The organism is Aureimonas populi (assembly GCF_017815515.1).
Classification (GTDB): Bacteria; Pseudomonadota; Alphaproteobacteria; order Rhizobiales; family Rhizobiaceae; genus Aureimonas; species Aureimonas populi.
This window is the reverse complement of record NZ_CP072611.1, coordinates 2,875,944-2,900,182: the sequence shown is the minus strand read 5'-3', so window position 1 is coordinate 2,900,182 and position 24,239 is coordinate 2,875,944. Positions and strand designations below refer to the sequence as shown.

18 protein-coding genes are annotated in these 24,239 nt (G+C 67.5%); 8 read left to right on the top strand and 10 right to left on the bottom strand.

Features of this window, described 5'->3' with window-relative positions; all coding sequences use genetic code 11:
* Positions 1–21: 21 nt before the first annotated feature.
* Positions 22–399 carry an NADH:ubiquinone oxidoreductase subunit NDUFA12 gene (locus J7654_RS13625; RefSeq protein WP_209740558.1) on the top strand — a complete coding sequence of 126 codons (378 nt, stop codon included), beginning with the start codon at positions 22–24 and terminating at the stop codon, positions 397–399.
* Positions 400–529: 130 nt separating this feature from the next.
* The gene (locus J7654_RS13620) at positions 530–934 is read left to right on the top strand and encodes a DUF2155 domain-containing protein (RefSeq protein ID WP_209740556.1); all 405 of its coding nucleotides are present in this window, start codon (positions 530–532) and stop codon (positions 932–934) included.
* Here J7654_RS13620 and aat read toward each other — a convergent pair.
* From aat to J7654_RS13595, 5 genes are all read right to left on the bottom strand, one after another.
* A complete protein-coding gene (aat, locus tag J7654_RS13615) occupies positions 874–1,542 on the bottom strand; it encodes a leucyl/phenylalanyl-tRNA--protein transferase (protein ID WP_209736429.1) in 669 nt (222 codons plus the stop codon). The two genes, J7654_RS13620 and aat, sit on opposite strands and share 61 nt — an antisense overlap.
* Positions 1,543–1,549: 7 nt before the next feature.
* On the bottom strand, positions 1,550–2,899 hold the full coding sequence (gene accC / locus J7654_RS13610; protein ID WP_209736428.1) for an acetyl-CoA carboxylase biotin carboxylase subunit: 1,350 nt from the start codon (positions 2,897–2,899) through the stop codon (positions 1,550–1,552).
* 55 nt (positions 2,900–2,954) lie between these two features.
* Positions 2,955–3,437, bottom strand: coding sequence for an acetyl-CoA carboxylase biotin carboxyl carrier protein (accB, locus tag J7654_RS13605; RefSeq protein ID WP_209736427.1), 483 nt, complete (start codon positions 3,435–3,437; stop codon positions 2,955–2,957).
* Positions 3,438–3,641: 204 nt separating this feature from the next.
* Positions 3,642–4,403, bottom strand: coding sequence for a DsbA family protein (locus J7654_RS13600; protein ID WP_209736426.1), 762 nt, complete (start codon positions 4,401–4,403; stop codon positions 3,642–3,644).
* 48 nt (positions 4,404–4,451) lie between these two features.
* Entirely contained in the window at positions 4,452–5,825 is a 1,374-nt protein-coding gene (locus J7654_RS13595; RefSeq protein ID WP_209736425.1) for a M48 family metalloprotease, read from the bottom strand.
* Positions 5,826–5,928: 103 nt separating this feature from the next.
* On the opposite strand from J7654_RS13595, the gene J7654_RS13590 reads away from it, so the two are divergent.
* Positions 5,929–7,098: a pyridoxal phosphate-dependent aminotransferase gene (locus J7654_RS13590; protein WP_209736424.1), complete on the top strand. Its 1,170-nt coding sequence runs from the start codon at positions 5,929–5,931 to the stop codon at positions 7,096–7,098.
* A gap of 49 nt (positions 7,099–7,147) precedes the next feature.
* Here J7654_RS13590 and J7654_RS13585 read toward each other — a convergent pair whose 3' ends face one another.
* Complete coding sequence (locus tag J7654_RS13585; protein ID WP_209736423.1) at positions 7,148–9,877, bottom strand: Rne/Rng family ribonuclease; 2,730 nt, start codon at positions 9,875–9,877, stop codon at positions 7,148–7,150.
* Positions 9,878–10,451: 574 nt separating this feature from the next.
* On the opposite strand from J7654_RS13585, the gene J7654_RS13580 reads away from it, so the two are divergent.
* The 3 genes from J7654_RS13580 (at position 10,452) to prfB (ending at position 15,520) form a co-directional block, all read left to right on the top strand.
* Positions 10,452–11,654, top strand: coding sequence for an N-acetylmuramoyl-L-alanine amidase (locus J7654_RS13580; RefSeq protein ID WP_245195505.1), 1,203 nt, complete (start codon positions 10,452–10,454; stop codon positions 11,652–11,654).
* 195 nt (positions 11,655–11,849) lie between these two features.
* Entirely contained in the window at positions 11,850–14,294 is a 2,445-nt protein-coding gene (locus J7654_RS13575) for a penicillin-binding protein 1A (protein ID WP_209736422.1), read from the top strand.
* 97 nt (positions 14,295–14,391) lie between these two features.
* Positions 14,392–15,520 (top strand): peptide chain release factor 2 gene (gene prfB / locus J7654_RS13570; RefSeq protein ID WP_209736421.1). Its coding sequence is split into 2 segments (ribosomal slippage): positions 14,392–14,460 and positions 14,462–15,520, totalling 1,128 coding nucleotides; the frame shifts between segments, so codons are not numbered across the junction.
* Between the two features lie 40 nt (positions 15,521–15,560).
* Here the strand turns inward: prfB and J7654_RS13565 are convergent.
* Both J7654_RS13565 and J7654_RS13560 read right to left on the bottom strand, forming a co-directional pair.
* A complete protein-coding gene (locus J7654_RS13565) occupies positions 15,561–16,799 on the bottom strand; it encodes a M23 family metallopeptidase (protein WP_209736420.1) in 1,239 nt (412 codons plus the stop codon).
* 81 nt (positions 16,800–16,880) lie between these two features.
* Positions 16,881–17,354, bottom strand: a complete 474-nt coding sequence (locus J7654_RS13560; protein ID WP_209736419.1) for a peroxiredoxin — start codon at positions 17,352–17,354, stop codon at positions 16,881–16,883.
* 184 nt (positions 17,355–17,538) lie between these two features.
* Between J7654_RS13560 and J7654_RS13555 the strand changes: the two genes are divergently transcribed.
* The gene (locus tag J7654_RS13555) at positions 17,539–20,865 is read left to right on the top strand and encodes an AsmA-like C-terminal region-containing protein (protein WP_209736418.1); all 3,327 of its coding nucleotides are present in this window, start codon (positions 17,539–17,541) and stop codon (positions 20,863–20,865) included.
* Here J7654_RS13555 and tyrS read toward each other — a convergent pair whose 3' ends face one another.
* Positions 20,866–22,116 carry a tyrosine--tRNA ligase gene (tyrS, locus tag J7654_RS13550; protein ID WP_209736417.1) on the bottom strand — a complete coding sequence of 417 codons (1,251 nt, stop codon included), beginning with the start codon at positions 22,114–22,116 and terminating at the stop codon, positions 20,866–20,868. It lies immediately after the preceding gene.
* A gap of 22 nt (positions 22,117–22,138) precedes the next feature.
* Positions 22,139–22,807: an alpha/beta hydrolase gene (locus J7654_RS13545; protein ID WP_209736416.1), complete on the bottom strand. Its 669-nt coding sequence runs from the start codon at positions 22,805–22,807 to the stop codon at positions 22,139–22,141.
* A gap of 213 nt (positions 22,808–23,020) precedes the next feature.
* Here J7654_RS13545 and J7654_RS13540 point away from each other — a divergent pair, with 213 nt between their 5' ends.
* Positions 23,021–24,199, top strand: coding sequence for a cysteine desulfurase family protein (locus J7654_RS13540; RefSeq protein WP_209736415.1), 1,179 nt, complete (start codon positions 23,021–23,023; stop codon positions 24,197–24,199).
* Positions 24,200–24,239: the final 40 nt, after the last annotated feature.

Below are 24,239 nucleotides of genomic sequence, written 5' to 3'. Positions count from 1 at the left end.
GGCCAAGGCATGTCGAAGACGATGGAGTGGCTGACCCAGATCTTCACCTGGTGGAACGGCCAGACGATCGGCACCCGCTTCCACACCTGGCGCTTCGGCGAGCGGGTGGGCGAGGACGAGCGCGGCAACGTCTACTACCAGTCCGAAGGCGGCAAACGCCGCTGGGTGATCTATAACGGCCCGGCCGAGGCAACGGCCATCGGGCCGGGCTGGCACGGCTGGATGCATCATCGCGTGGACCTGCCGCCTGCGCAGGAAAACTATGTGGCGCGCGCCTGGGAAAAGCCGCATGAGGTGAACCACACCGGCACGGCGCGTGCCTACCGGCCGAAGGGCTCCCTGCTCAACACGGCCGAGCGACCGCGCGTGACGGGCGATTACGACGCCTGGCAACCCTGAGCCGGTGCAGCCGCACGGCGGGACCCGAGCTTCCAGAACGCGCATTTCGGAGACGGCGATGAACTTCCTCAGTCCGGCCCTGGGACTGGCCGTTGTGCTCGCCTGGCCGCTGGCCGCGCTCTCGCAGGAAATGCAGTTCCAGGTGCCGCAAGGCTTCGAGCTGGCGCCCAACGCCTCGGGCACGCCTGCGCCGCCGCCCGCCGCGCGCGTCGAAAATCCTGTCGCCGTCTTCTCCGGGCTGGACAAGATCACCGGGCGCATCACCACCTTCGACGTCTATGTGAACGAGACCGTGCAGTTCGGCGCGCTACAGGTGACGCCGCGCGTCTGCTATACTTCCGCGCCTCAGGAGGCGCCTCGCACGGATACGTTCGTGGAGGTGGACGAGATCACTCTGGACCGCGACATCCGGCGCATCTTCACCGGCTGGATGTTCGCGGATTCGCCCGGCCTCAATGCCGTTGAGCACCCGGTCTACGATGTGTGGCTGAGGGAGTGCAAAACCGATTCGGACGTTCCTGCGCCCGCCGGCTGAAAATGGGCCTCGCGTTTCAGCGCGTCGTCCAGCAGCCTGAGATAATGCCGCCGCTCGATCTCCACCGCACCGAAACGCGCCAGATGGGTGGTGAGGAACTGCGTGTCGAGCAGCGTGTAGCCGCCTCGCATGAGGATGTCCCATAGCGCGACGAGCGCGACCTTGGAGGCGTCGGTCTCCCGCGAGAACATGCTCTCCCCGAAGAAGGCGCCGCCCAGGCTGACACCATAGAGCCCGCCCACGAGACGGCCCTCGCGCCAGCACTCCACGCTGTGCGCGTGACCCATGCGGAAAAGCTCGAGATAGAGTTCCCGGATCGGCGCGTTGATCCAGGTCTGCGGCCGGTCTGGCGCGGGCTCGGCGCAGGCATCCACCACGGCCGGGAAGGCCGTGTCGGTTCGGATGCCGAAGACGCCTTTGCGCATCGTCTTGGCGAGGCTGCGCGGCAGATGGAACTGGCCCGGCAGGAGGACACCACGAAGCGTCGGCTCCACCCAATGGATGGTGGGGTCGTCCGCGCTCTCGCCCATGGGGAAGACCCCGCAGGCATAGGCACGCAAGAGGATGGCCGGGGTGATCGCGGGCTCGTTTTCGCGACTCCCGGCCATCGGATGCTCAAGCTGCCGATTTATCGGCCAGATAATGCTCCAGCCAATGGATATCGTACTCGCCCCGCCCGATCTCCTCATTATCGACGAGGTCCTGGAAAAGCGGGAGGGTCGTCTTCACGCCGTCCACGATGATTTCGTCCAGAGCCCGGCGCAGGCGCATCATGCACTCGGAGCGCGTGCGGCCGTGCACGATCAGCTTGCCGATGAGGCTGTCGTAGAAAGGCGGGATGGAGTAGCCCTGATAGACGCCGGAATCGACGCGGATGCCGAGGCCGCCGGGTGCATGATAGTAGGTGATCTTGCCCGGCGAAGGCACGAAGGTGCGTGGGTCCTCCGCATTGATACGGCACTCGATGGCGTGCCCGGAAAAGACGATCTCGTCCTGCCGGCGCGACAGGCCCTGGCCGGCCGCCACGCGCAACTGCTCGTGGACGAGATCCATGCCGGTGATGGCCTCCGTCACCGGATGCTCCACCTGCAAGCGCGTGTTCATCTCGATGAAGTAGAACTCGCCGTTCTCGTAAAGGAACTCGATCGTTCCGGCGCCGCGATATTTCAGCTTGGCCATGGCATCGGCGCAGATCGCGCCGATCCGCTCGCGCTGCTCGTCGTCCAGGGCCGGCGAGCGCGCCTCCTCCCAGACCTTCTGGTGGCGGCGCTGGAGGGAACAGTCGCGCTCGCCGAGGTGAATGGCGTTGCCCTTGCCGTCGCCGAACACCTGAATCTCGATATGGCGCGGCGTGGCGAGATACTTCTCGATATAGACCGAATCGTCCCCGAAGGCGGAGCCCGCTTCGGAGCGCGCGGTGGAGAGCGCCATGGAGAGATCGGCGGGCGTATGGGCCACCTTCATGCCGCGTCCGCCGCCGCCCGATGCCGCCTTGATGAGCACCGGAAAGCCGATCTCACGCGCGATCTCCATCGCCTCGCCATCATCCGTCACCGCGCCGGGCGAGCCGGGGACGACGGGAATGCCGAGCCGCTCCGCCGTGCGCTTGGCCTCGATCTTGTCGCCCATGATGCGGATATGCTCGGGCGTCGGGCCGATGAAGGTGACGTTGTGCGCCTCGCAGATTTCCGCGAACCGCGCATTCTCCGACAGGAAGCCGTAGCCGGGATGCACCGCATCGGCGCCCGATATCTCGCAAGCCGCCAGAATCTGCGGAATGTTGAGGTAGGAATCGCGCGAGGGCGGTGGGCCGATGCACACGCTCTCGTCGGCGAGGCGCACGTGCATGGCCGCATTGTCGGCCGTGGAGTGGACGGCCACCGTCGAGATGCCGAGCTCCTTGCAGGCGCGCAGCACCCGAAGCGCGATCTCGCCGCGATTGGCGATCAGAACCTTGTTGAACATGAAATCCTTCCCGCCCTTGCGGCGATCGTGTGCAACTGCGGCGCGGCCCTTGGCATCAGCCGATGACGACGAGAGCCTCGCCGTATTCGACGGGCTGCGCGTTGTCGACGCAGATGCGCTTGATCGTGCCCGAGCGCGGGGCCGGAATCTGGTTCATGGTCTTCATGGCTTCGATGATGAGGATGGTCTCGCCCTCCTTCACCTGTTGGCCGACCTCGATGAAGGCGCGGGCGCCGGGAGCCGGGGCGAGATAGACCGTGCCGACCATGGGGGAGGGCACGGAGCCCACTTCGGGGCCGGCGGCAGCGGCGGGGGCAGCCTCGGCGGCGGCAGCGGGCGCGGCAGGAGCCTGCGCGAACGGCACGCCGGCCGGGGCTGCGTAATGGTAGCCGCCAGCCTGGACATATTCCTTCTGGCGCGAAACGCGGATGCGAAGCGAACCCTGCTCCAGCTCGATCTCGGTGAGGTCGGTGTCGTTCAGAATATCGGCGAGCTCGCGAATAAGCGTTCGATCCACCTGGTTGTCCTTGTTCGACATTGTTTTTCCCTGAGAGATGACTGGATGAGCGGCGACATGCCTGGAGGGCGGCCGCCCTTCGAACGAATTTTCTGGCGAGCGTGCTGCGAGGAACCGATGGCGCATCCGCGCGCAAACGGCCCCGACGCTCGACCGCCCCGCCCTATACCGCGCGGCCGGGCTGGCGCAAAGCGAAGATCGCAGGAGAGGGACGGCCGTGGCCGTTCAGCACGTCGCCCTGCCGCATTCGCGCACATTTGCGACACGGGCAGCCAGAGCCTCGGCCCCCACGGCGCCCGGCACCAGCTCGTCGCCGATCACGTAGGAGGGCGTGCCAGTGATCTGCAGCATCGTGGCAAGCCGCGCGCTCTCCTGCAGGGCGCCCAGCACGGCGGGGTCGTCCATCGCCTCGCGCACGGCATCCTCCTCCAGGCCGAGATCTGACGCTACGGCCAGCGCCGTCGATTCGTCCGCCACACCCTCGGTCGTCAGCAGGCCGTCGTGGAAATCCGGGTAACGATCGGGCGCGATATGGCGCACCGCAAGGCTTACCCGCGCCGCCTGCTCGGACTCGGGCCCGAGAACCGGGATTTCCTTCAGGACGAAGCGCAGTTCGGGATCGTTCTCGATCAACGTCGTCATATCGGCGTGGGAACGGCGGCAGAAGCCGCAATTATAATCGAAGAACTCGACAATGGTCACGTCGCCCTCGGGGTTGCCGAGCGCCGTGCCGGGGGGCGTCGCGGTCAGTTCCCCCTGAGCCTGCGCGATGGCCTCGCGCTGCTGGTCCTGCATCTCGCCCGCTCGCTGCTCCTCCAGCGCATCGAGCGCTTCCAGCAGAACCTGCGGATTGCGGATGAGGTAGTCGCGAACGATCCCCTCGATCTGGCCGGTCTCCTCGGGGGTGAAGGCGGCTGCCGGAGCGACGCCGGCAAGCGTGATGGCGCTCGCCAGCAGGAGGTGGGAAAGGCGATGCGGGCGTGGCACGGCGGAAAATCCTTGTTTCGGGCGGGCGGGTCCGGCGAAGCGGCGGCCTCAGCGTGTCTGTATGATGTCGTCGGCCCTTTGCCATTCGGCTGTTCCGGGCCGGAACTTGCCCTGTGCGCGGGCGGCGAAGACCTTGGCGTCGCGAAAGCGGCCGGCATGCCAGTAGCCTTCGGCCGTCGCCAGCTCGGCCGCGCCGACATTCCCGCTCACGCCGTAGGCCATGGCGAGGAAGCGATGCGCCATCGCGTTGTTCGGCTCGCTCTGAAGCCCCCGGCGAATCTGGGCGATGGCCTCGGGCATCTTGGCCGGGTCGCGCCCCGTGACCAGAGCCTGGCCGATCGCGGCGCGGATGATGCCGGAATTGGAAGGGTCGAGTTCGGCCGCACGGGAAAAGGCGGCGGCCGCCTCGGCGGAGCGCCCGCTGCCCATCAGGATTTCTCCGCGCACCTCGTGGAAGTAGGCGTTGCGCGGGGCGGCGGCAATAAGCCCGTCCACCTTCTGCAGGGCTTGGGCGGGCGAGCCGGAAAGATGCGTGGCGATAGCGTCCCCATAGCGCGGCGCCAGGCTCTGGAGGTCGCGCCCGAAGGTCTGCCGCACAAGGCCGGCGCCGCCATTATAGGCCGCGATCTTGGCGCGGGCCAAGTCGTGGCGCAACTGGCGCTCGGCCGGGTCCTTCCGGTCGAAATGAGGGCTGGCGCGCGCGGCCGTCTGGAGAAAGCCGATGCGGTCCTGCGGGGCGGGATGCGAGGTGAGGTAGCGGTCCGAGCGCACGCCCGACAGGAGATTGCTGCGCGCCAGCCCCTCGAAACTCTCCAGCAGGCCGCGCGGAGACTGGCCCGTGCGCTCCAGATAGGTGAGGGCGGACCGGTCAGCGGTCGTCTCCTCCGAGCGCTGATAGGCGAACAGGCCGCGCTGCGCGATGCCGCCGCCGCTCGTCATCACGCCCGCGCCCGCGGAGGCTGCCGCCCCCGAACCGGAGGCCGCGCCCGCCGCCGCGACGCCGGCCCCGAGCAGCCCGGCGACGATGGCGATGGTCTGGGCCCGCGCGATCTGGTCGCGCAGGCGCTCCTGATGGCCGCCCGCCAGATGGCCGATCTCATGGGCGATCACGCCGATCGTCTCGTTCGGCGTTTCGGACTGGAGGATCGTGCCGGTGTTGATGAAGATGCGCCGGCCGGCGACGAAGGCGTTGAAGTTCAGATCGTTGACCAGGATGATCTCGACGCGGCTCGCCGACAGGCCGGCCGCCTGAAGAAGTGGAGCGGCATAATCGCGGATCAGCGCCTCGATCTCCGCGTCGCGCACCACGGGCAGCCGCTCGCGCCCGCTCTGCGCGCCGGCAGGCACGCTCGACAAGACCGTCGCGGCGGCGGTCAGGGCGGCGACGAGCCCATGGGCCAGCCTTGCGAGAACCGGTTTCATGATATCCCTCCAGACGACGATGATTCTGCCGGCGGACGAGCCGGAGGATGGCACGCGGCCCCCGTGTTCGGACACCCTTTTCGGGCGATTATGAGGCTTTTCCATGCAAACACTCCCGATCCTGCGGTCCTCCGCCCGCTCCGATGTCGCGCCGTTCAGGGCCATGGATGTCCTGGCGGAAGCGAACCGGATGATCGCGAATGGCGCGAATGTGATCTCGCTGGCCGTCGGCCAACCCTCGGCTCCCGCGCCCAGGGCCGCGATGGAGGCGGCGCGGGCGATGCTGGCCCACGGGCGCATCGGCTATACGGATGCGCTCGGCCGCCGCTCGCTCCGGGCGCGGATCGCGGCACACTATGCGCAATGGTACGGCGTGGATGTGCCGGCAGAGCGGGTGATGGTCACGACCGGCTCCTCGGCCGGCTTCAACCTCGCCTTCCTCGCCGCCTTCGATCCCGGCGCCCGGATCGCCATCGCCGAGCCGGGATACCCGGCCTATCGCAACATTCTCAAGGCGCTGGGGCTGGTACCAATCGAGATTCCCGTCGGGGCTGCGGAGGGCTACGTGCTGACGGCCGAGCATCTGGCCCGGGTCCATGCCGAAACACCGCTCGACGGCGTCCTGATCGCCAGTCCCGGCAACCCGACCGGCACGGTGACGCCGCGTGATGAGCTTCGGCGCCTTGTGGAGTTCAGCGACCGCGCGGGCATTCGCTTCATCTCGGACGAGATCTACCACGGCCTTGCCTTCGGGGAGCCGACGGCCTCGGCGCTGGAGTTCTCCGACAGCCCGATCGTCGTGAACTCCTTTTCCAAATATTACCTGATGACGGGGTGGCGCTGTGGCTGGCTGGTGCTCCCGGCCTCCCTCGTGCGCCCGGCCGAGCGCATCGCGCAGAGCCTCTACATCTCCGCGCCCGAGCTTTCACAGGTCGCGGCCGAGGCGGCGATGGACTGCACGGACGAACTCGACGGCGTGAAGCGCAGCTATGAACGAAGCCGCGCGCATCTTTCCGCCGCACTGCCCGCGCTCGGCTTCTCGCAGATCGCCCCGATGGACGGCGCCTTCTATGCCTATGCGGCCATACCCGAGCGCTTTGAAAGCTCCACGCAGTTCGCGCAGGCCGCGCTACGCGAATGCCACGTCGCCATCACGCCCGGCCTCGATTTCGACCTTCACCGGGGCGAGCGGTTCGTGCGCCTGTCCTATGCCGGCGATCCAGCCGCCATAAAGGAGGCCCTCCAGCGCCTGGAGCATCATTTCCGAGGGTAGGCAAAAAAAGGGGCGGTCGAACCGCCCCTTTTTTATTCCGCAGGATGCTTCAGAAGAAGCTGCGGCGGGACCACCACCCGCTCTTCTTCGGCTTGTCGGACAGTTCATCCTCGGACGCTTCCTCGCCGTTCGAGATGAGGCGCGGACCTCTCGTGGCAGAGTCCGGCTGGTCGGCAGCGGCCGCCTGGTCGACGGCGACATTCTCCTCATCCGCCTCGACCACCTCGTCGGTCACCGGGAAGATCTCATCGAGCGGCGCTTCCGTGTCGAGGCTGGCGCTGGCCTCGGCGGCGGCCGCCTCGATCTCGTTCTCGTCCGGCGGGGTTGCCGCCTGAGCCGCTTCGGCATCGATCTGGCCGGTCTCGCCCATCTCAGCCCAGTCACCGTTCAAAGCTTCCACCGCCGGCACGACTTCCGGCTCGGGCGAACGCTCGCCGATTTCCGCCAGCGCGAAGTCGCCCTGCGCCTCGCCGATGGCTTCATCGGCACCCGCGCCCTCGGCCACGTCCATCACGGGACGATCGTCGTTTTCCGCATCCCGGTTGCGACGACCGCCACGGCGGCCGCGACGGCGGCGCTTGCGCTCGCGGCTTTCCTCGTCCGTCTCCGCGCCGGCCGCCTCGCTCGCCTCATCGTCCGAAGACGCGTCCTCGTCCGAGGCATCCTCTCCGGCCAGTTCGGCGGCGTCCTCGTTCGTGCCGTTCTCACGGCGCCCGCGACGGCGGCGACGCCTGCGACGGCGCCCGTCCTCGCCGCCCTCGGCGCTCGCGGCGGGCTCCTGCGCCTCATCCTCGCGCGCCTCGGCCTCGACCGCGATTTCCGCGTCGATCGCGTCTTCCGCCTCGATGCTCAGCGGCTGGACAGGCTCGAAGCGCTCGCGGCCCACGGCCTCGGCGCCGTTCTCGATGGTCACATGCTGGTGGCCGTGCCCGTCCTCGGCCTCGATGACGATCTTCAGGCCGTAAAACTTTTCGAGATCGTCGATCGTGGAGCGTTTCTCGTTGAGGACATAGAGCGCGGTCGCCGTCGGCACCTTGACGATGATGTCGTGCGTTCCGTGCTTCTGAAGGTGCTCCTCGATGGTGCGCAGCACATGCAGCGCGAGGGAGGAGGCGGAGCGGATATAGCCGTTGCCGGCGCAGACGGGGCAGGGCTGCATGGTGGATTCGAGCACGCTGGCACGAATGCGCTGGCGGCTCATCTCCATCAGGCCGAAATGCGAGATGCGTCCCACCTGGATGCGCGCCCGGTCGTCCTTCAGGCAATCCTTCAGCTTCTTCTCGACGGCGCGGTTGTTGCGCTTCTCCTCCATGTCGATGAAGTCGATGACGATGAGGCCGGCGAGATCGCGCAGGCGAAGCTGGCGCGCGACCTCCTCGGCCGCCTCCAGATTGGTCTGGTAGGCGGTGTCCTCGACCGAATGCTCCCTCGTGGAGCGCCCGGAATTGACGTCGATGGCGACCAGCGCCTCGGTCTGGTTGATGATGATGTAGCCGCCGGACTTCAGCGTCACGCTGGGCTGGAGCATCTTGTCGAGCTGCGTCTCGATGCCCTGGCGCGCGAAGATGGGCGTGGTGTCCCGATAGGGCTGCACGACCTTCGCCTGGCTCGGCATCAGCATCCGCATGAAGTCCTTGGCTTCGCGGTAGCCCGCCTCGCCGGCGACGAGGATCTGGTCGATCTCCTTGTTGTAGAGATCGCGGATCGAACGCTTGATGAGGCTGCCTTCCTCATGGACGAGGGCAGGGGCGGTGGATTGCAGCGTGAGCGTGCGCACCGTCTCCCACAGGCGCATGAGGTATTCGTAATCGCGCTTGATCTCGGGCTTGGTCCGGTTGGCGCCGGCCGTGCGCAGGATGACCCCCATGCCGCGCGGCACCTCGAGGTCCCGCACCAAATCCTTCAGCCGCTTGCGGTCTGCCGCGCTGGTGATCTTGCGCGAGATGCCGCCGCCCCGCGCCGTGTTGGGCATGAGGACCGAATAGCGGCCCGCCAGCGAGAGATAGGTGGTCAGCGCAGCGCCCTTGTTGCCGCGCTCCTCCTTCACCACCTGCACGAGCAGGATCTGGCGGCGCTTGATGACCTCCTGGATCTTGTACTGCTTGCGGGGCGGGCGGTTGCTGCGGACCGGCACCTCCTCCATCGCGTCCTCGCTGCCCAGATCGTCGACCTGGTCGGCTTCGGCGTCGGCCTCGATCTCCTCGGCATTCTCGACACTGCGGCGCGCGCGGCGGCGGGTGCGGCCCTTGGGCGCTTCCTCGTCCCTCGCAGCGATCTCGCCCTCTGCCTCGGGCTCCTCGCCAGGCTCCGCCTCCTGCGCGCGGCTCTCGTCGGCGGCCTCGTCTTCGGAGGTTTCCGACTGCGCCTCGGCATCGACGACCTCGGAGACGCTTTCGCCCTCATCGGCCGCAGCCGCCTTGGCGCCACGGCGGCGCGAACGCGCGCGCGCCGGCTTGGCGGGCTTCTCTTCGGCCTCTTCCTCCTCGGCGGCGCGCGCCAGTTCGTCCTCGATCAGCGCCTGACGGTCGGCGACAGGAATCTGGTAATAATCCGGGTGGATTTCCGAGAAGGCGAGGAAGCCGTGGCGGTTGCCGCCATACTCGACGAAGGCAGCCTGGAGCGAGGGCTCCACGCGCGTCACCTTGGCGAGATAGATGTTTCCCTTGAGTTGCTTCTTGTGCTCGGATTCGAAGTCGAATTCCTCGATCCGGCTACCTTTGACGACGACGACACGGGTCTCTTCCTGATGAGACGCGTCGATCAACATTTTGTTCGGCATGAGTACTGTGCTCCCGGGCCGGCCGGCGGCGGACGGTTCCAGCGGCAGGCGCAGAAGAACATCCGGCGGGTGGCGTGCCCGACTGGGCCAACCTCGCGGCGCAGCCTGCCCCATCGCTCCACGCCGCAGCCCGGCCGGTGGGCCTTGGCTGGATCTTGGTGGAGGAACCGGGACTTGCTGCCGACACGCGTTCGTGACCTGAAAGACTGGAAATGGACGCCCGAGGGCGCCCGACGAAGAAGTCGCACGCGTGAGGATGGGAGTTTATCCGACCGACGGCGTGCGGGGCGATCCGACCGGCGACGGTGCGTCCGGTGGAGAAATTGTCGAGACGGCCTTCCGGGAATGCCGCGGCTTTCACGTCGCAAGACGGCGATCCGGTCCTCAATGCCGAATCCTTGGCCTGACGATGCGACCGAAGGCTCCGCGCCTTTCCTTGCATGTCTCACTTCCGCTTTTATGACGGGCGAGGCTTCGAAACAAGTGTAAACGCCGCCTGGGCGCCATACCAGCCGGGCGGCGCGGCATCGAGGCAAGGCCGGCGCAGGCTTTCGCGAATCATCTCGGACAGGACATGAGCCTTCTCGACCTCCGCTTCTGCATGTTTTCGCGATTGATCGGGCCGATCCTGGCCCTTCTCCTTCTCGCGCCCGGCATGGCGCGCGGCCAGGACGCCGCTATCGTGACCGGCTTCGCGCTTTCCTCCACGGAAGGCGGCGCCACGGTGCGCATCGAGGTGCAGGGCGAGCCGGAAGCCGACATCCTGCTGCTCCAGGCCCCGAATCGAATCGCGCTCGATCTTTCCAACACGGTGGCCGCCGTGCGCCCGCCGACCGAGGGGGAAGGTCTGGTGTCGGCCCTTCGCGACGGGCTGGCGGGCAAGGATAGCTACCGCATCGTCTTCACCCTGGCAGAACCCGCGCTTGCCGAGATGACCTCTTCCGCAGAAGACGGACGCACGACCATCGAGCTTGCCTTCGAGCGGGCGAGCGCGGCGCAGTTCGCGCAGGCCGTCAGGGAGCGGGCGGGCCAGAGGCGCGCCGCTTCGCGCGCACCGTCCTCCACGCGGCAGGAGACCCTCCATACCATCGTCCTCGACCCCGGCCATGGGGGCAGGGATTACGGCGCGGTCGGCAAGGGCGGGACGCTGGAGAAGGAGCTGAACCTCTCCTTCGCCATCGCACTGCGCGAGGCGTTGGAAGCAAGCCCCTCGGTGCGCGTCGTCATGACGCGCGAGGACGACGTCCTTGTCCCTCTCGCGGAGCGCGCCGCGATGGCTCGGCGGGAGGAGGCCGACCTCTTCGTGTCCCTCCATGCCGATTCCATCCGCTATCCCGAGCTTCGCGGCGCATCGGTCTATACGCTTTCGGACAGGGCCTCGGATTCCCTGGCCGGCGAGCTGGCCGAGAGCGAGAATGCCTCCGACCGCTTCCTCGGCGAGGAATGGCAGCAGGACACGCCGGAGATCCACGGCATTCTCGTCGACCTCGTGCGGCGGGAGACGGAGCATCTGTCGCAGCGCTTTGCGGGGGAACTGGTGCTGGAGCTGAACCGCGCCGACATTCGCCTCATCAACAACCCGAAGCGCTCGGCGGGCTTTCGCGTGCTGATGGCGCCGGACGTGCCCTCGGTGCTTCTCGAGATGGGCTATCTCTCCAACGCGGACGACGAGGAGATGATGAAATCGGCGGACTGGCAGGCAAAGGCGGCCGAGGCGGTGGCCGAGGCGATCACCGGCTTCCTCGCGGCCCGGGCGGCCCTCGCCGGTGCGCCCTGACGCTTTCGCCACCCAACGGTTGCAGGAAAACAACAACAATCGCGCCGGAGGGCGTCGCAACATGGCGACGCCTTAATTATCATTCAACGCCTGTGGCCAAGCCGCCGACGTCGCACCGGGAAGAGGCGGCGCCGCAGCGCGGCGCAGGCGACGCGAGCGATGCGGCGCGAGGCGAATGCAAGCGGGGCGCCCCTCATGTTACGGCTGATCGGCTATTTCTTCGGGATCGGAAGCGTGCTGGCGCTGATCGGCGCGGCCGGTGTCGGCTGGTATATTTCCGCCATGGGCCGTGACCTGCCCGACTATCAGGTGCTGGCCAATTACGAGCCGCCCGTCACCACGCGCATCCATGCCTCCGATGGCGACCTGATGGCCGAATATGCGCGCCAGCGGCGGTTGTTCCTGCCGATCCAGGCGATTCCCAAGCTGATGAAGGACGCATTCCTCTCGGCGGAGGACAAGAATTTCTACGACCATGCCGGCATCGACTACGAAGCCATCCTGCGCGCGTCGCTGGTGCTGGCGCAGGGCGGCCCCATGCAGGGCGGCTCCACCATCACGCAGCAGGTGGCCAAGAACTTCTTCCTCACTCCCGAGCAGTCCGTGGACCGGAAGGTGAGGGAAGCCATCCTTTCGCTGCGCATGGAGCGCGCCTACTCCAAGGACCGTATCCTGGAGCTCTATCTCAACGAAATCTATCTCGGCATGGGCGCCTATGGCGTGGCTGCGGCCTCGCTCGCCTATTTCGACAAGGCCGTCAGCGAGCTCGACATCCACGAAGTGGCCTATCTCGCGGCGCTGCCCAAGGCGCCCGAGAACTACAACCCGTTCCGCAACCCCGAAGCGGCGATGGGGCGCCGCAACTGGGTCATCGCGCGCATGGAGGAGAACGGGGTGATCACGCCCGAACAGGCGGACGAGGCCTCGGCCCGGCCGCTGGACGTGAACCCGCGCCCCACAGGCACCTACCTGGCATCCGCCGAGTACTTCACCGAGGAGGTTCGGCGCGAGATCATCAACCGCTACGGGATGGACGCGCTCTACGAGGGCGGGCTCTCCGTGCGCACCACGCTCGACCCGCAGATGCAGCTTCAGGCGCGCAAGGCGCTGCATGACGGCCTCGTCTCCTTCGACGAAGCGGAAGGCTTCCGCGGGCCGGTGGAGACCGTCGATCTGGGCGATGACTGGGGCACGGCCGTCGGTGCCGTTGCGCCGCTCGCTGACGTTCCGGAATGGCGCCTCGCCGTCGTGATCGAGGCGGGCAGCGACCGTGCGACGCTGGGCCTGCATCCGGGCCGCGAGGTATCGGGCGCGCTGCGGGCCGAGCGCGAGACGATCGAACTGCCGGTCGGCGATATGCGCTGGGCTCTGCGCGTCATCCGGGAGGGCAACCGCCGTAACGCCTCGCGCGTCGACCAGGTGCTGGCGCCGGGCGATGTCGTCTATCTGGAGGAGAAGGCGGACGGGACGGCCTATGTCCTGCGCCAGCCGCCGCGCGTACAGGGCGCTCTGGTGGCGATGGACCCGCATACGGGCCGCGTGCGCGCACTGGTCGGCGGCTTCTCCTACGCGCAGTCGGAGTTCAACCGCGCCACGCAGGCGCGCCGCCAGCCGGGCTCGGCCTTCAAGCCCTTCGTTTATGCCGCCGCGCTCGACAACGGCTTTACGCCCGCCTCGGTGGTGATGGATGGGCCGATTTCCATCTCGGACGGGCGCGGCAATGTGTGGGAGCCGAAGAACTACGGCGGCGACGGCGCCGGGGCCGGCCCCTCCACGCTTCGCGCGGGCATAGAGCGCTCGCGCAATCTGATGACCGTGCGCCTCGCGCAGGAGATCGGCATGGACCTCGTGGGCGAGTATGCAGAGCGCTTCGGCATCTACGACCGCATGGGGCGCTATCTCCCTATGGCGCTGGGCTCGGGCGAGACCACGGTGCTGCGCCTCGTCTCCGCCTATTCGGTGATGGCCAATGGCGGCCGTTCCATGGAGCCCTCGCTCATCGACCGCATCCAGGACCGTTACGGACGCACCGTCTTCCGGCATGACCAGCGCCAGTGCGACTCGTGCAACGCCACCGGCTGGGGCCATCAGGCCGAGCCGGAACTGATCGACCATCGCGAGCAGGTGCTAGACCCGATGACCGCCTACCAGATTACCTCCATGATGGAGGGCGTGGTGCAGCGCGGCACGGCCACGGCCGTGCGCGAACTGGGCGTGCCGGTGGCCGGCAAGACAGGCACCACCAACGATTCCAAGGATGTCTGGTTCGTCGGCTATACGCCCAATCTCGTCACGGGCGTCTTCATCGGCTACGACAACCCGGCCAATCTGGGCCCCCGCGCCACGGGCGGCGGGCTGGCCGCGCCGATCTTCGTGAATTTCATGCGCGAGGCTCTGGAAGGCGTGCCCCCGGCCGACTTCCGCATCCCGGACGGCATGACGCAGATCATGGTGGACCGGCGCACCGGCATGGAGGCGCCGGCGGGCGGGGAGGGCACCATTTTGGAGGCCTTCAAGCCCGGAACCGGTCCTTCGAACGTCTACGAGGTCATCGGCGCGGATTCGGCGGCGGCCGCGCCTCCGGCGCCCTCCGCCCAGGTGGAGCGGGCGATCATGTCCGGCGCGGGCGGCCTTTTCTGACACCGCGCGGCAGGGCATGCCTCGCCTTTACAGGCGGGGGCGTGGTCCCTATGGTCCCGCTCGTTTTCCCCGACCATGACATGAAGGGTAGCGGCATATGCGTGCCGAGATCGAAACGATCGTCGACGAAATCAAGCAGGCCGTAAGCCTGCTGAGGAGGCATCTTTGACTGGGATCAATCCCTCAAGGAGCTCGAAAGGCTGAACGCCAAGGCGGAAGACCCGGCTATCTGGGACGATCCGCAGGAAGCCCAGAAGCTGATGAAGGAGCGCCAGCGGCTGGACGAGGCGATCGCCGGCATCCGCGCGCTGGAACAGTCGCTCTCCGACTCGATCGAGCTGATCGAGATGGGTGAGGAGGAGGGCGATGCCTCCATCGTGAAGGAGGCGGAGACGACCATCCGCGCCCTTCAGAAGGAGGTCGCTCAACGCCAGATCGACACGCTTCTCTCGGGCGAGGCCGACAGCAACGACACCTATCTCGAAGTGCATTCAGGCGCCGGCGGCACCGAGAGCCAGGACTGGGCCTCGATGCTCCTGCGCATGTATATGCGCTGGGGCGAGCGCGCACAGATGAAGGTGGAGGTGCTGGAGCAGAACTCGGGAGAGGAGGCGGGCATCAAGTCCGCGACCATCCTCCTCAAGGGCCACAATGCCTATGGGCGCTTGAAGGTGGAATCGGGCGTGCACCGGCTGGTGCGCATCTCGCCCTATGACAGCGCGGCGCGCCGGCACACCTCCTTCGCCTCGGTCTGGGTCTATCCCGTCGTGGACGATTCCATCCAGATCGACGTGTCGGAAGGCGATGTGCGCATCGATACCTACCGCGCCTCCGGCGCGGGCGGGCAGCACGTCAACACGACGGACTCGGCCGTGCGCATCACGCATCTGGCCACCGGCATCGTCGTGCAGTGCCAGAGCGAACGCTCCCAGCACAAGAACCGTGCAACCGCCTGGAACATGCTGCGCGCGCGCCTCTACGAAGAGGAGTTGAAGAAGCGGGAGGAGGTGGCGAACGCCACGGCCGCCTCGAAGACCGAGATCGGCTGGGGACACCAGATCCGCTCCTACGTGCTTCAGCCCTACCAGCTCGTGAAGGACCTTCGCACCGGCGTGGAGCACACAACGCCCCAGGACGTGCTGGACGGCGATCTCGATGAGTTCATCGAAGCCGCGCTGGCCCATCGTGTCCATGGCGGCGAGATCAGCGTGCAGGACGTCGATTGACACAAAGGCAAGGGGCCGGAAGCATTCCGGCCCTTTCTCTTCAGAGAACCCCGGCGAGGGAACGCCCTGCCTTCAGATAGGGTGAGGGATTGACGGCCTCCCCCTCCACCCGCACCTCGTAGTGCAGATGCGGGCCCGTGCTGCGACCTGTGGAGCCCGAACGGGCCAGCATCTGCCCTGGCCGCACATCGTCTCCCACAGCCACGTCGATGGACGAGAGATGCGCATAGCGTGTCGTGTGGCCGTTGCCGTGGTCGATCTCCACCAGGATTCCATAGGCTCCGGCACGCCCGGCCCGGGTGACGGTGCCGGCCGCCGCGGCGTGGACGGGCGTACCGCTCGCGACGGCGAAGTCCACACCGGCGTGGAGCGCGCGGCGATTCAGAAAGGGATCGCGGCGCACACCGAAGCCGCTGCTGCGCACGCCGCCCTCGATGGGCGCGGCGACGGGCGTGGTCTCGGCCAACGAGCGCAGATGCCGAAGCTGGCCAAGCGTTGCCGACAGGCGATCCAGATCGTCGGCGAAGGTCTCGCCGGGTGCCGGAATATAAGGGCCACCCATGCCCGGCTCTTCCGCCGGCTTGCCCAAGCCGAGCGCGCCGAGCACACGGCCGATCCGCGCCACGCGCCCCTCGGCCGCCTCAAGAAGCTCGCCGAGCTGGCTCGCCTGCTGCTCCTCCACTCCCTCGATGGTGCGGCGGAGGAGCGGCAGGACGTCGCTTTCCAGCGCTTCGACGGGGTGGCCCGATCCATCGGCTTTCAGGTCGAAAGAGCCGAAGATGGAATCGACGGCCTCATTCTCCGGCGCGTAGGCGAGGTGCCTAGCTTCCGGCCGGGCCGTGGGCAAGGCGACGGATGCGGGCACGAGGCCCACCTCCCGCGCATCCTCCAGAACCGGCTCCAGCGCGGAATAGCGCGCGGCAATGATGTCCTGGCGAAGGATCAGGCGATCCACCTTGGCGGCCAGCGTTTCCCGCTCCGAATGCTGGCGGCTGGCCAGCGTGTCGAGCTGGCCGCGCAGATGCGCCACGCGCTCCTCATAGGCCGAAACGGTGCGCGCCTCACGCGCCCGGAAGGCGGAAGCGATATCGTCGCTCATCAGGAAGAGAGCGGTGGAAGCGACGCAGGCGGCCACCAGCGAGGCGAGACCGCCCGCCGCCGCGAACAGCACCCAAGGGCGAACGGTCCAGTGACGCACCTTGTCGCCGCGCGCCAGAATGATCGTGTGCGGCGTCCGGCGGCTGGGGAAGATCGAGGAGGCCGGCGCCGAATTCGTCATGGGTCTGCCCGTCAAGGATCGCGCATCTGTGATCCGGTGATTAGACGGCGTTAAGGTTAAGACTTCCTCTCACCATAAGTCTCAGGCCGCCAGCGCCCTTGCGGCGGCCAGCACCTCCTCGGGGTGCCCCTTCACGCTGACCTTGCGCCAGAACCGCACGATCTCTCCAGCCGGGCCGACCAGCGCCGTTGTGCGCTCCACGCCCATGTAGCGCTTGCCGTAAAGGCTCTTTTCCACCCACAGCCCGAAGGCTTCGATCAGCTCTTTGCCTTCGTCCGACAAAAGGCGCACATTCAACCCGTGCTTGTCGCGAAAGCGGACATGCCTGGCCACCGGGTCGGGCGAAACGCCCATGACGGGCACGCCGAGGGAAGCGAAATCGGCTGCCAGAGCCGAAAAGCCCAGCGCCTCTGCGGTGCAGCCGGTGGTGTCGTCCTTGGGGTAGAAGTAGAGAACGAAGGGCCGGCCCTTCAAATCGGCCAGCGAAACGGTTCCGCCCTCCATATCCGGCAGGGTGAAATCGGGGCAGGGTTGGCCTTCCTGAAGCTGGGACATGCGCCTTCCTTTCGGCAAAGTGAAGTGAAATTGGCTTAGCGCGTCCGCTCGATTCTGGCACCATCATTGCTCGAGAAGGATTCGACCATTCTCCGGGCAGCACAGGGCAGGCGATGCGCAATCGACGGTGGCGTTCGGGAATGGAAGCGGTTACGCGCCATCCGACGATTCACACGAAGGCCGTATGACGAGGACGCTTCTTCGCCTGGGCACGGGCCTTTTCGGCCTCGCCCTCGCGCTCTGCATCGCGGTCGTGTGCGCGGGAGCCTTCCTGCTCTTCTCGCAGACCGGACAGGACCTGCTGCGCGAGCGCACGCAGGCTGCGATCGCGCGCCTGCTCGGCCCTGCCTACCAGAGCGACCTGGGCGAGCAGACCGTTGTCATGCGCCCGGATGGAACGCTCGCCATCGAATGGACCGGCGCCTCGGTCCGGCGGGCCGATGAGCCCGATACGATCACCGAGGTGGACCGCGTGGCCCTCGGCATCCGCCTCCTTCCGCTCGTGGGCGGGGGAATCGAGTTCGGACGCTTGGAGATCGAGGGCGCTCGCATCGACCTGTCCACCTTCGAGCGCCTGATCATATCTCCGCCGAACGCCGGAGGCGGCGAGGCGGACGAGCGCTCGACCATCTCGCGCCTGTCGGAAGGCATCGTGGGGCTTCTGGAGCGGCAGATCGAGGCGTTGCAGGCGCTGCATTTCGACACGCTGGCCTTCCGCGAGATCACCATAGACGGCATTCCGCGCCTGTCCGGCGCCTTCGAGCGGGCGCGGATCGATTTCGCCGAACTGCGCCGCTCGCGCGAAGGGGCGCTCAGCCTCTCCACCGGCTTTTCCATCGGGCGCCTTGCGCTTTCGCTCGGGGGAGACGCGGCCTTCGACAATGGAGGGAAGCTCGCTTCGCTTTCCCTGCGTTCCGGGCCGGTCGAGCTGCGGCAGGTGGTGCCGCCCGCGCCGATCACGGAAGTGCGCGACGAGCGGCCTTTCGGCACCGATGCCGATCTTGCCGTGACCCTTGGCGTCGCGCGCGAGGCACAAAGCGGCAAGCTCGTGTCCGATCTGGTGCTGAGCACCGGGCCGGGCGCGCTCCAGGCGGGCCGCAACCGCACGCGCGTGGATTCGGCGCAGCTCCGCCTGCGCCATGAGGCCGGGGCAGACGAGGTGCTTCTCCTGCCGAGCCCGATGCGCTTCGCCGGAACGTCCTTCCAGCTCGCGGGCTCGCTGCGCCCCCTCGGCGACGGACCGCAAGCGTCCGGGGGCCTGCGCTTCGACCTCGACGCGAGCGACCTCATGTCCACCGTCGGGCAGGCGGAGGGGGAGAACACGCGAGCCCATCTTTCACTGGAAGGATTCCTCGACTTCGCCCGGCGGCGAGCCGAGCTGACGCAGTTCGCGCTCGCGTCCGGAACGGGCAGCCTGGAGGGCACCGGCGCGCTCGACTATTCCTCGCCCGCCGGCCGCGTGCGGCTCGACCTGAAGGCCCTCGATCTCGGCGCAGCCGCCATCAAGGCCTTCTGGCCGTTCAACATCGGCGGCGGCGCGCGGCGGTGGTCCATCGCCAATATGGGCGACGAGGGTCGCGTGCGCGAAGGGAGCATCGCGGTAGACGTGAGGCTGGACCGCTTCCGGCCCGCCTTCGGCCCCGGGGCGGGGCCACGGCCGGACGAGTTGCGGATGGACCTTTCCATCGAGGACGCGGACTTCGCGACGGTCGGCGCCCTGCCGCGAGTCTATCAGGTGCACGGCGCCTTGCGGATGCGCGGCGGCCGGACGGAGATCATGGCGGAAGACGCGATGGTAGCGGGCTACGAAGCCGTCGTCCTGGCGCCGTCCTCCGTCACCTTCTCCCGGCCGCAGGATACGACGGCGCGCGAGACCGATATCGACCTCAGCGTGGATGCGGTGGGCGACGTGTCGCAACTTCTGGCCATCGCGGACGCGGCGCCCATCCGGGCCCTTCGCGCCGGCCCCATCGAGCCCGGCGGCGCGCGCGGCACGGGCCGGGCCGTGGCAAAAGCCCGGCTCAGGATCGGGGAGGACATCGCGCCCGGCGACATCGTGCGCGGCTGGTCCGCCGATGCGGAGCTGATGGATGTGAGCCTTGCCGAGCCGCTGGAAGGGAGGCGCTTCTCCAACCTCACCGGCTCTCTCAAGCTAGCGCCCGGGCTTGCAGAGAGCACGCTCGAGGGCGCGATGGACGAGATGCCGGCGAAGATCGCCCTGTCCATTCCCTTCGGCGCGGCTGCGGCGCAGGGCCGGCGGATCGAGATCGACCTGGCCGTCACCGCCGAGAAGGCCAGGGCCATCGCGCCCGCGCTCGCTGGCTCGCTCGACGGCGCGCTGAGCGCGAAGGTGACACAGGACGGCACGGGCACGCATCTGCGGCTGGACCTCACCGATACCCGGCTTTCGGTGCCGGCGGTGGCGTGGACCAAGGGCCCCGGCGTCGCCGCCACGCTCGACCTGGAGATGGAGCAAGCGGACGGTCTCACGCACCTGCGCAACATGCGGCTCGACGGCGCGGGCTTCGCGGCCGCCGGCTCGGCTCTCCTCGACGCGCAGGGGCTGCGCAGCGCGCAACTGACCGACGTGACGCTGAACCCCGGCGACAACGTCAGTGCGGAGATCGAGCGCAGCGGCAACGGCTATTCGATCGAGGTGAAGGGCGCACGGTTCGATGCCAGGCCCCTTCTCCAGTCCCTGCAAGGGGCTCTCAGCCAGAAGCCGGGCGCGCGAGACCCGGGCCGCGCGCTGGACGTGTCGGCCTCCATCGAGCGGGTGGGGGGCTTCAACGAGCGGGTTCTGGAGAACCTTTCGATGAACTACACCGCGCATGAAGGGCGGCTGGCGGCGCTTTCGCTCGGCGGACGGCTCGGCAGCGGCCCGGTACGCGGCGATCTTGCGCCCAGCGGCGAGGAGCGCGCCGTGCGCCTGACCGCGTCCGACCTCGGCGCGTTGCTGCGCTTCACGGGTGTCTACCCTCACATGGAAGGCGGACAGGGGCGGCTCGACCTTCTGGGAACCGACGAAGCGGGCTATCGAGGAACCTTCGCTATCTCCGACTTCACGCTGGTCGACGAACCGCGCCTGGAGCGCATCGTGGGCAGCGAGCCGGTGGCGGGGCAGGGGAGCCTTTCGCAGGCGGTCGGGCGAGACCTGCGCACCAGCCGCGCCTATTTCGATCAGGCCTCGGCGGCGCTGGCCTATTCCGGGGGCACGTTCCAGATCGGCAACGGCATTCTTCGCGGGCCGGTCTTCGGCTCGAGCTTCGAGGGCACGCTCTACGACAGCCAGGGCCGCATTGCCATCTCCGGCTCCTTCATGCCCGCCTATACGGTGAACCGCATCTTCGGCGCGATCCCGCTGGTGGGGCAGATCCTCGGCAACGGCAACGAAGGCGGTCTTCTGGGTATCACCTACCGCCTGTCAGGTGCCTTCGCTTCCCCGACGCTGACGGTCAACCCGATCTCCATCATCGCGCCGGGGATCTTTCGCCAGATCTTCGAATATTGATCAGGCCGCCGGGCGCACGAGAACGTGCTTCTTGCGTCCGACCGAGAGCTTGACGACACCCTCCTTCAGGTCGCCGTCGCCCACGATCCTGCGATCGTCCGAAACGGACTGGTCGTTCACCCTTACGGCGCCGCCCTGGACATGGCGCCGCGCCTCGCCGTTCGACCCGGCAAGGCCCGCGCGCACGAGGAGCGTCAGCACGCCGACGCCCGAGGCCAGCTCGGACGAAGCGATCTCGATGGTGGGAAGGCTTTCGGCCAGCCTGCCTTCCTCGAAGGTCGTGCGGGCGGTTTCGGCCGCCTGCGTCGCGGCCTCGCGCCCGTGGACGATCGCGGTGGCTTCGGTTGCCAATATCTTCTTGGCCTCGTTGATCTCCGACCCGCCGAGAGCGGCGAGGCGCGCGATCTCGTCGAGCGGCAGGCGCGTGAAGATCTTCAGGAAGCGGCCGACATCGGCATCCTCCGTGTTGCGCCAATATTGCCAGAAATCGTACGGGCTGAAGAGGTCGCCGTTCAGCCAGACCGCGCCTGAGGCCGACTTGCCCATCTTCTCGCCGCTCGCCTTGGTGAGGAGCGGGGTGGTCAGCGCGTAGAGCTGCGGGCCGCCCATGCGGTGGCTAAGATCGACCCCGTTGATGATATTGCCCCATTGGTCGGAGCCGCCCATCTGCAGCACCGTGCCGTAGCGACGGTTCAGCTCGGTGAAGTCGTAGCCCTGCATGATCATGTAGTTGAATTCGAGAAAGCTGAGCGACTGCTCGCGGTCGAGCCGCAGCTTCACCGAATCGAACGACAGCATGCGATTGACCGAGAAATGGCGGCCAACGTCGCGCAGGAACTCGACATAGTTGAGCTTCAGGAGCCAGTCGGCATTGTTCACCATCAAGGCCGGGTTCGGGCCGTCGTAGCGAAGGATGTTGCCGAAGACGCGCTTGATGCCGTCGATGTTCGTCTGGATCTGCTCGGGCGTGAGAAGGCGGCGCTGGTCGTCGCGGAATGAGGGGTCGCCCACCATGGACGTGCCGCCCCCCATCAGGCTGATCGCCTTGTGCCCCGTCTCCTGCAACCAGTAGAGCATGGTGACGGTGATGAGGTTGCCGATATGGATCGACGTAGCCGTGGCGTCGTAGCCAACATAGCCGGTGATCGGTCCCTTCAGCGCCAGCGCGTCCAGCCCTTCGGGGTCGGAGATCTGGTGAATGAAGCCGCGCTCGTCGAGGACGCGCAGGAAATCGGACTTGAAGCGGGTCATCGAAATTCCGGTCCTCGAAATCTTACTTCAGGCGCTTGGGCGCGGAGAGTTCGCCGGCAAGGCGGCGGTCCAGATAGTCCGCGCATTCGGCCATCAGCTCGGGCGTGTGATCGGTGTAGAAGTGGTTGGCCCCCTCCAGCGTCTTCTGCGTGATCAGGATGCCCTTCTGCGTCTTCAGCTTGTCCACCAGCGTCTGCACGTCCTTGGGGGGCGCCACGCGGTCCTTGTCGCCATGGATGATGAGGCCCGAGGACGGGCAGGGCGCCAGGAACGAGAAGTCGTAGGAATTGGGCTGCGGGGAGATGGACATGAAACCCTCGATCTCCGGCCGGCGCATCAGGAGCTGCATGCCGATCCAGGCGCCGAAGGAATAGCCCGCCACCCAGCAGTGCTTGGAATCGGGATGCAGGGTCTGCACCCAATCCAGCGCGGCGGCGGCATCGGACAGTTCGCCCGCCCCGTGGTCGAACTCGCCCTGGCTGCGCCCGATGCCCCGGAAGTTGAAGCGCAAGGTGGTGAAGCCGCGCTCCTGGAACATGTAGAAGAGCTGGTAGACGATCTGGTTGTTCATCGTGCCGCCGAAGCGCGGATGCGGATGCAGCACGATGGCGATGGGAGCGTTCTTTTCCTTGGCGGCCTGGTAACGGCCTTCCAGGCGGCCGGCAGGGCCGTTGAAGATCACTTCGGGCATAAGGGTCTGTCCTGACGGATCGGGGGCCGGGCCCCGCGCCTTGACGGCGGCGGGGTCGCCTTCTACGTTCAAGTTTAGAACAATTCAAAAACTTGGGCGAATTCCTTGACGGCGCCTTGTAGGCTGTCCACCCTTCGCAATTCAAGGAATTTGCGCTTCGATGCCATGGGAACGGCGCGAGGGCGCCCAACGGGCCGGACGCAGCGAGCGGACATGACGGCGCAGACGCGATTCTATTTCGACCACAATGCCAGCGCCCCCCTGGTGCCGGAGGCGCGGGCGGCGCTCGTGTCGGCGCTGACGGCGGGCAATCCGTCCTCGGTCCATCGAGAGGGTCGTGGCGTGCGGGCCCTTGTGGAGGACGCGCGCGAGGCCATCGCGGGTCTGGTGCACGCCGCGCCGGACGGCGTCGTCTTCACCAGCGGCGCGAGCGAGGCGGCCAATGCCGCCCTCGTGCCGCTCTGGCATCGCGATGGTATGCCGGTGGCAATCTCCCGTCTGGCCGTTCTAGAAACGGACCATCCGTGCACGCAGGAGGGCGGGCGGTTTGAGCCGGCTGCGATCACGCGGCTGCCGGTGGACCGCGACGGCCGGCTGCTTCCGGAGGCGCTCACGCGCTGGCTGGAGGCGGCGGGCGGGCAAACCTCGATGCTGGCCATCACCCTTGCCAACAATGAAAGCGGCGTCATTCAGCCGATCGAGCCGATCCGCGCCGCGCTGGCGGGGCGCGACGTCGTCTTCGTCGCCGATGCGGTCCAGGCCGCGGGCCGCCGCCCTCTCGATATCGCGGCGCTGGGCGCCGATGCGGTGATCCTGTCGGGGCACAAGATCGGCGCGGTGATGGGTGTGGGCGCGCTCGTGCTCCGGGATGCCGCCTTCGCACCCCTGCCACTCGTCCGCGGGGGCGGGCAGGAGCGGCGCCACCGGGCGGGCACGGAAGCGGTGCCGGCCATCGCCAGCTTCGCGGCGGCCGCAAGGCTCGCCGCCCGTCGTTCGAAGGGCGAGATCGAACGGCTTCGCTCGCTGCGTGCCCGTCTGGAAAGCGCTTTGGAAGCGCGCGGGGCCGTGATCATCGGAAGCGGCGCCGAGCGCCTCGCCAACACGATCTTCGTCACGGCGCCCGGCCTGCGCGCGGAAACGGCGCAGATCGCGCTCGACCTGAAGGGGTTCGCCGTTTCCGCCGGCTCGGCCTGCGCGTCCGGCAAGGTGGCGTCGAGCCCGGTTCTGGCAGCCCATGCGAGAGCCGGCCTGCCCATCGACCCGAGCCTCGGGGCAGTGAGAATCAGTTTTGGCTTCGAGACGACAGAGGCCGAGATCGATGCTATGGAAGCAGCGATTGCGCCCTTGATCGAGCGGGCGGCCGCCTCGCAGGCCGTTCTCCACGACGCCTGAGGGCGAAAAGCACCGTATTCCTGCCGCAAGCCTTCAACTT

What these genes read in the sequence shown, in the direction of transcription:
- accC (WP_209736428.1), bottom strand. Translation starts at nt 2,899, where the DNA reads ATGTTCAACAAGGTTCTGATCGCCAATCGCGGCGAGATCGCGCTTCGG.
- J7654_RS13560 (WP_209736419.1), bottom strand. Translation starts at nt 17,354, where the DNA reads ATGTCCCAGCTTCAGGAAGGCCAACCCTGCCCCGATTTCACCCTGCCG.
- J7654_RS13545 (WP_209736416.1), bottom strand. Translation starts at nt 22,807, where the DNA reads ATGCCCGAAGTGATCTTCAACGGCCCTGCCGGCCGCCTGGAAGGCCGT.
- accB (WP_209736427.1), bottom strand. Translation starts at nt 3,437, where the DNA reads ATGTCGAACAAGGACAACCAGGTGGATCGAACGCTTATTCGCGAGCTC.
- J7654_RS13580 (WP_245195505.1), top strand. Translation starts at nt 10,452, where the DNA reads ATGAGCCTTCTCGACCTCCGCTTCTGCATGTTTTCGCGATTGATCGGG.
- J7654_RS13625 (WP_209740558.1), top strand. Translation starts at nt 22, where the DNA reads ATGGAGTGGCTGACCCAGATCTTCACCTGGTGGAACGGCCAGACGATC.
- J7654_RS13565 (WP_209736420.1), bottom strand. Translation starts at nt 16,799, where the DNA reads ATGACGAATTCGGCGCCGGCCTCCTCGATCTTCCCCAGCCGCCGGACG.
- J7654_RS13555 (WP_209736418.1), top strand. Translation starts at nt 17,539, where the DNA reads ATGACGAGGACGCTTCTTCGCCTGGGCACGGGCCTTTTCGGCCTCGCC.
- J7654_RS13575 (WP_209736422.1), top strand. Translation starts at nt 11,850, where the DNA reads ATGTTACGGCTGATCGGCTATTTCTTCGGGATCGGAAGCGTGCTGGCG.
- J7654_RS13590 (WP_209736424.1), top strand. Translation starts at nt 5,929, where the DNA reads ATGCAAACACTCCCGATCCTGCGGTCCTCCGCCCGCTCCGATGTCGCG.
- J7654_RS13585 (WP_209736423.1), bottom strand. Translation starts at nt 9,877, where the DNA reads ATGCCGAACAAAATGTTGATCGACGCGTCTCATCAGGAAGAGACCCGT.
- J7654_RS13620 (WP_209740556.1), top strand. Translation starts at nt 530, where the DNA reads ATGCAGTTCCAGGTGCCGCAAGGCTTCGAGCTGGCGCCCAACGCCTCG.
- aat (WP_209736429.1), bottom strand. Translation starts at nt 1,542, where the DNA reads ATGGCCGGGAGTCGCGAAAACGAGCCCGCGATCACCCCGGCCATCCTC.
- J7654_RS13540 (WP_209736415.1), top strand. Translation starts at nt 23,021, where the DNA reads ATGACGGCGCAGACGCGATTCTATTTCGACCACAATGCCAGCGCCCCC.
- tyrS (WP_209736417.1), bottom strand. Translation starts at nt 22,116, where the DNA reads ATGACCCGCTTCAAGTCCGATTTCCTGCGCGTCCTCGACGAGCGCGGC.
- J7654_RS13595 (WP_209736425.1), bottom strand. Translation starts at nt 5,825, where the DNA reads ATGAAACCGGTTCTCGCAAGGCTGGCCCATGGGCTCGTCGCCGCCCTG.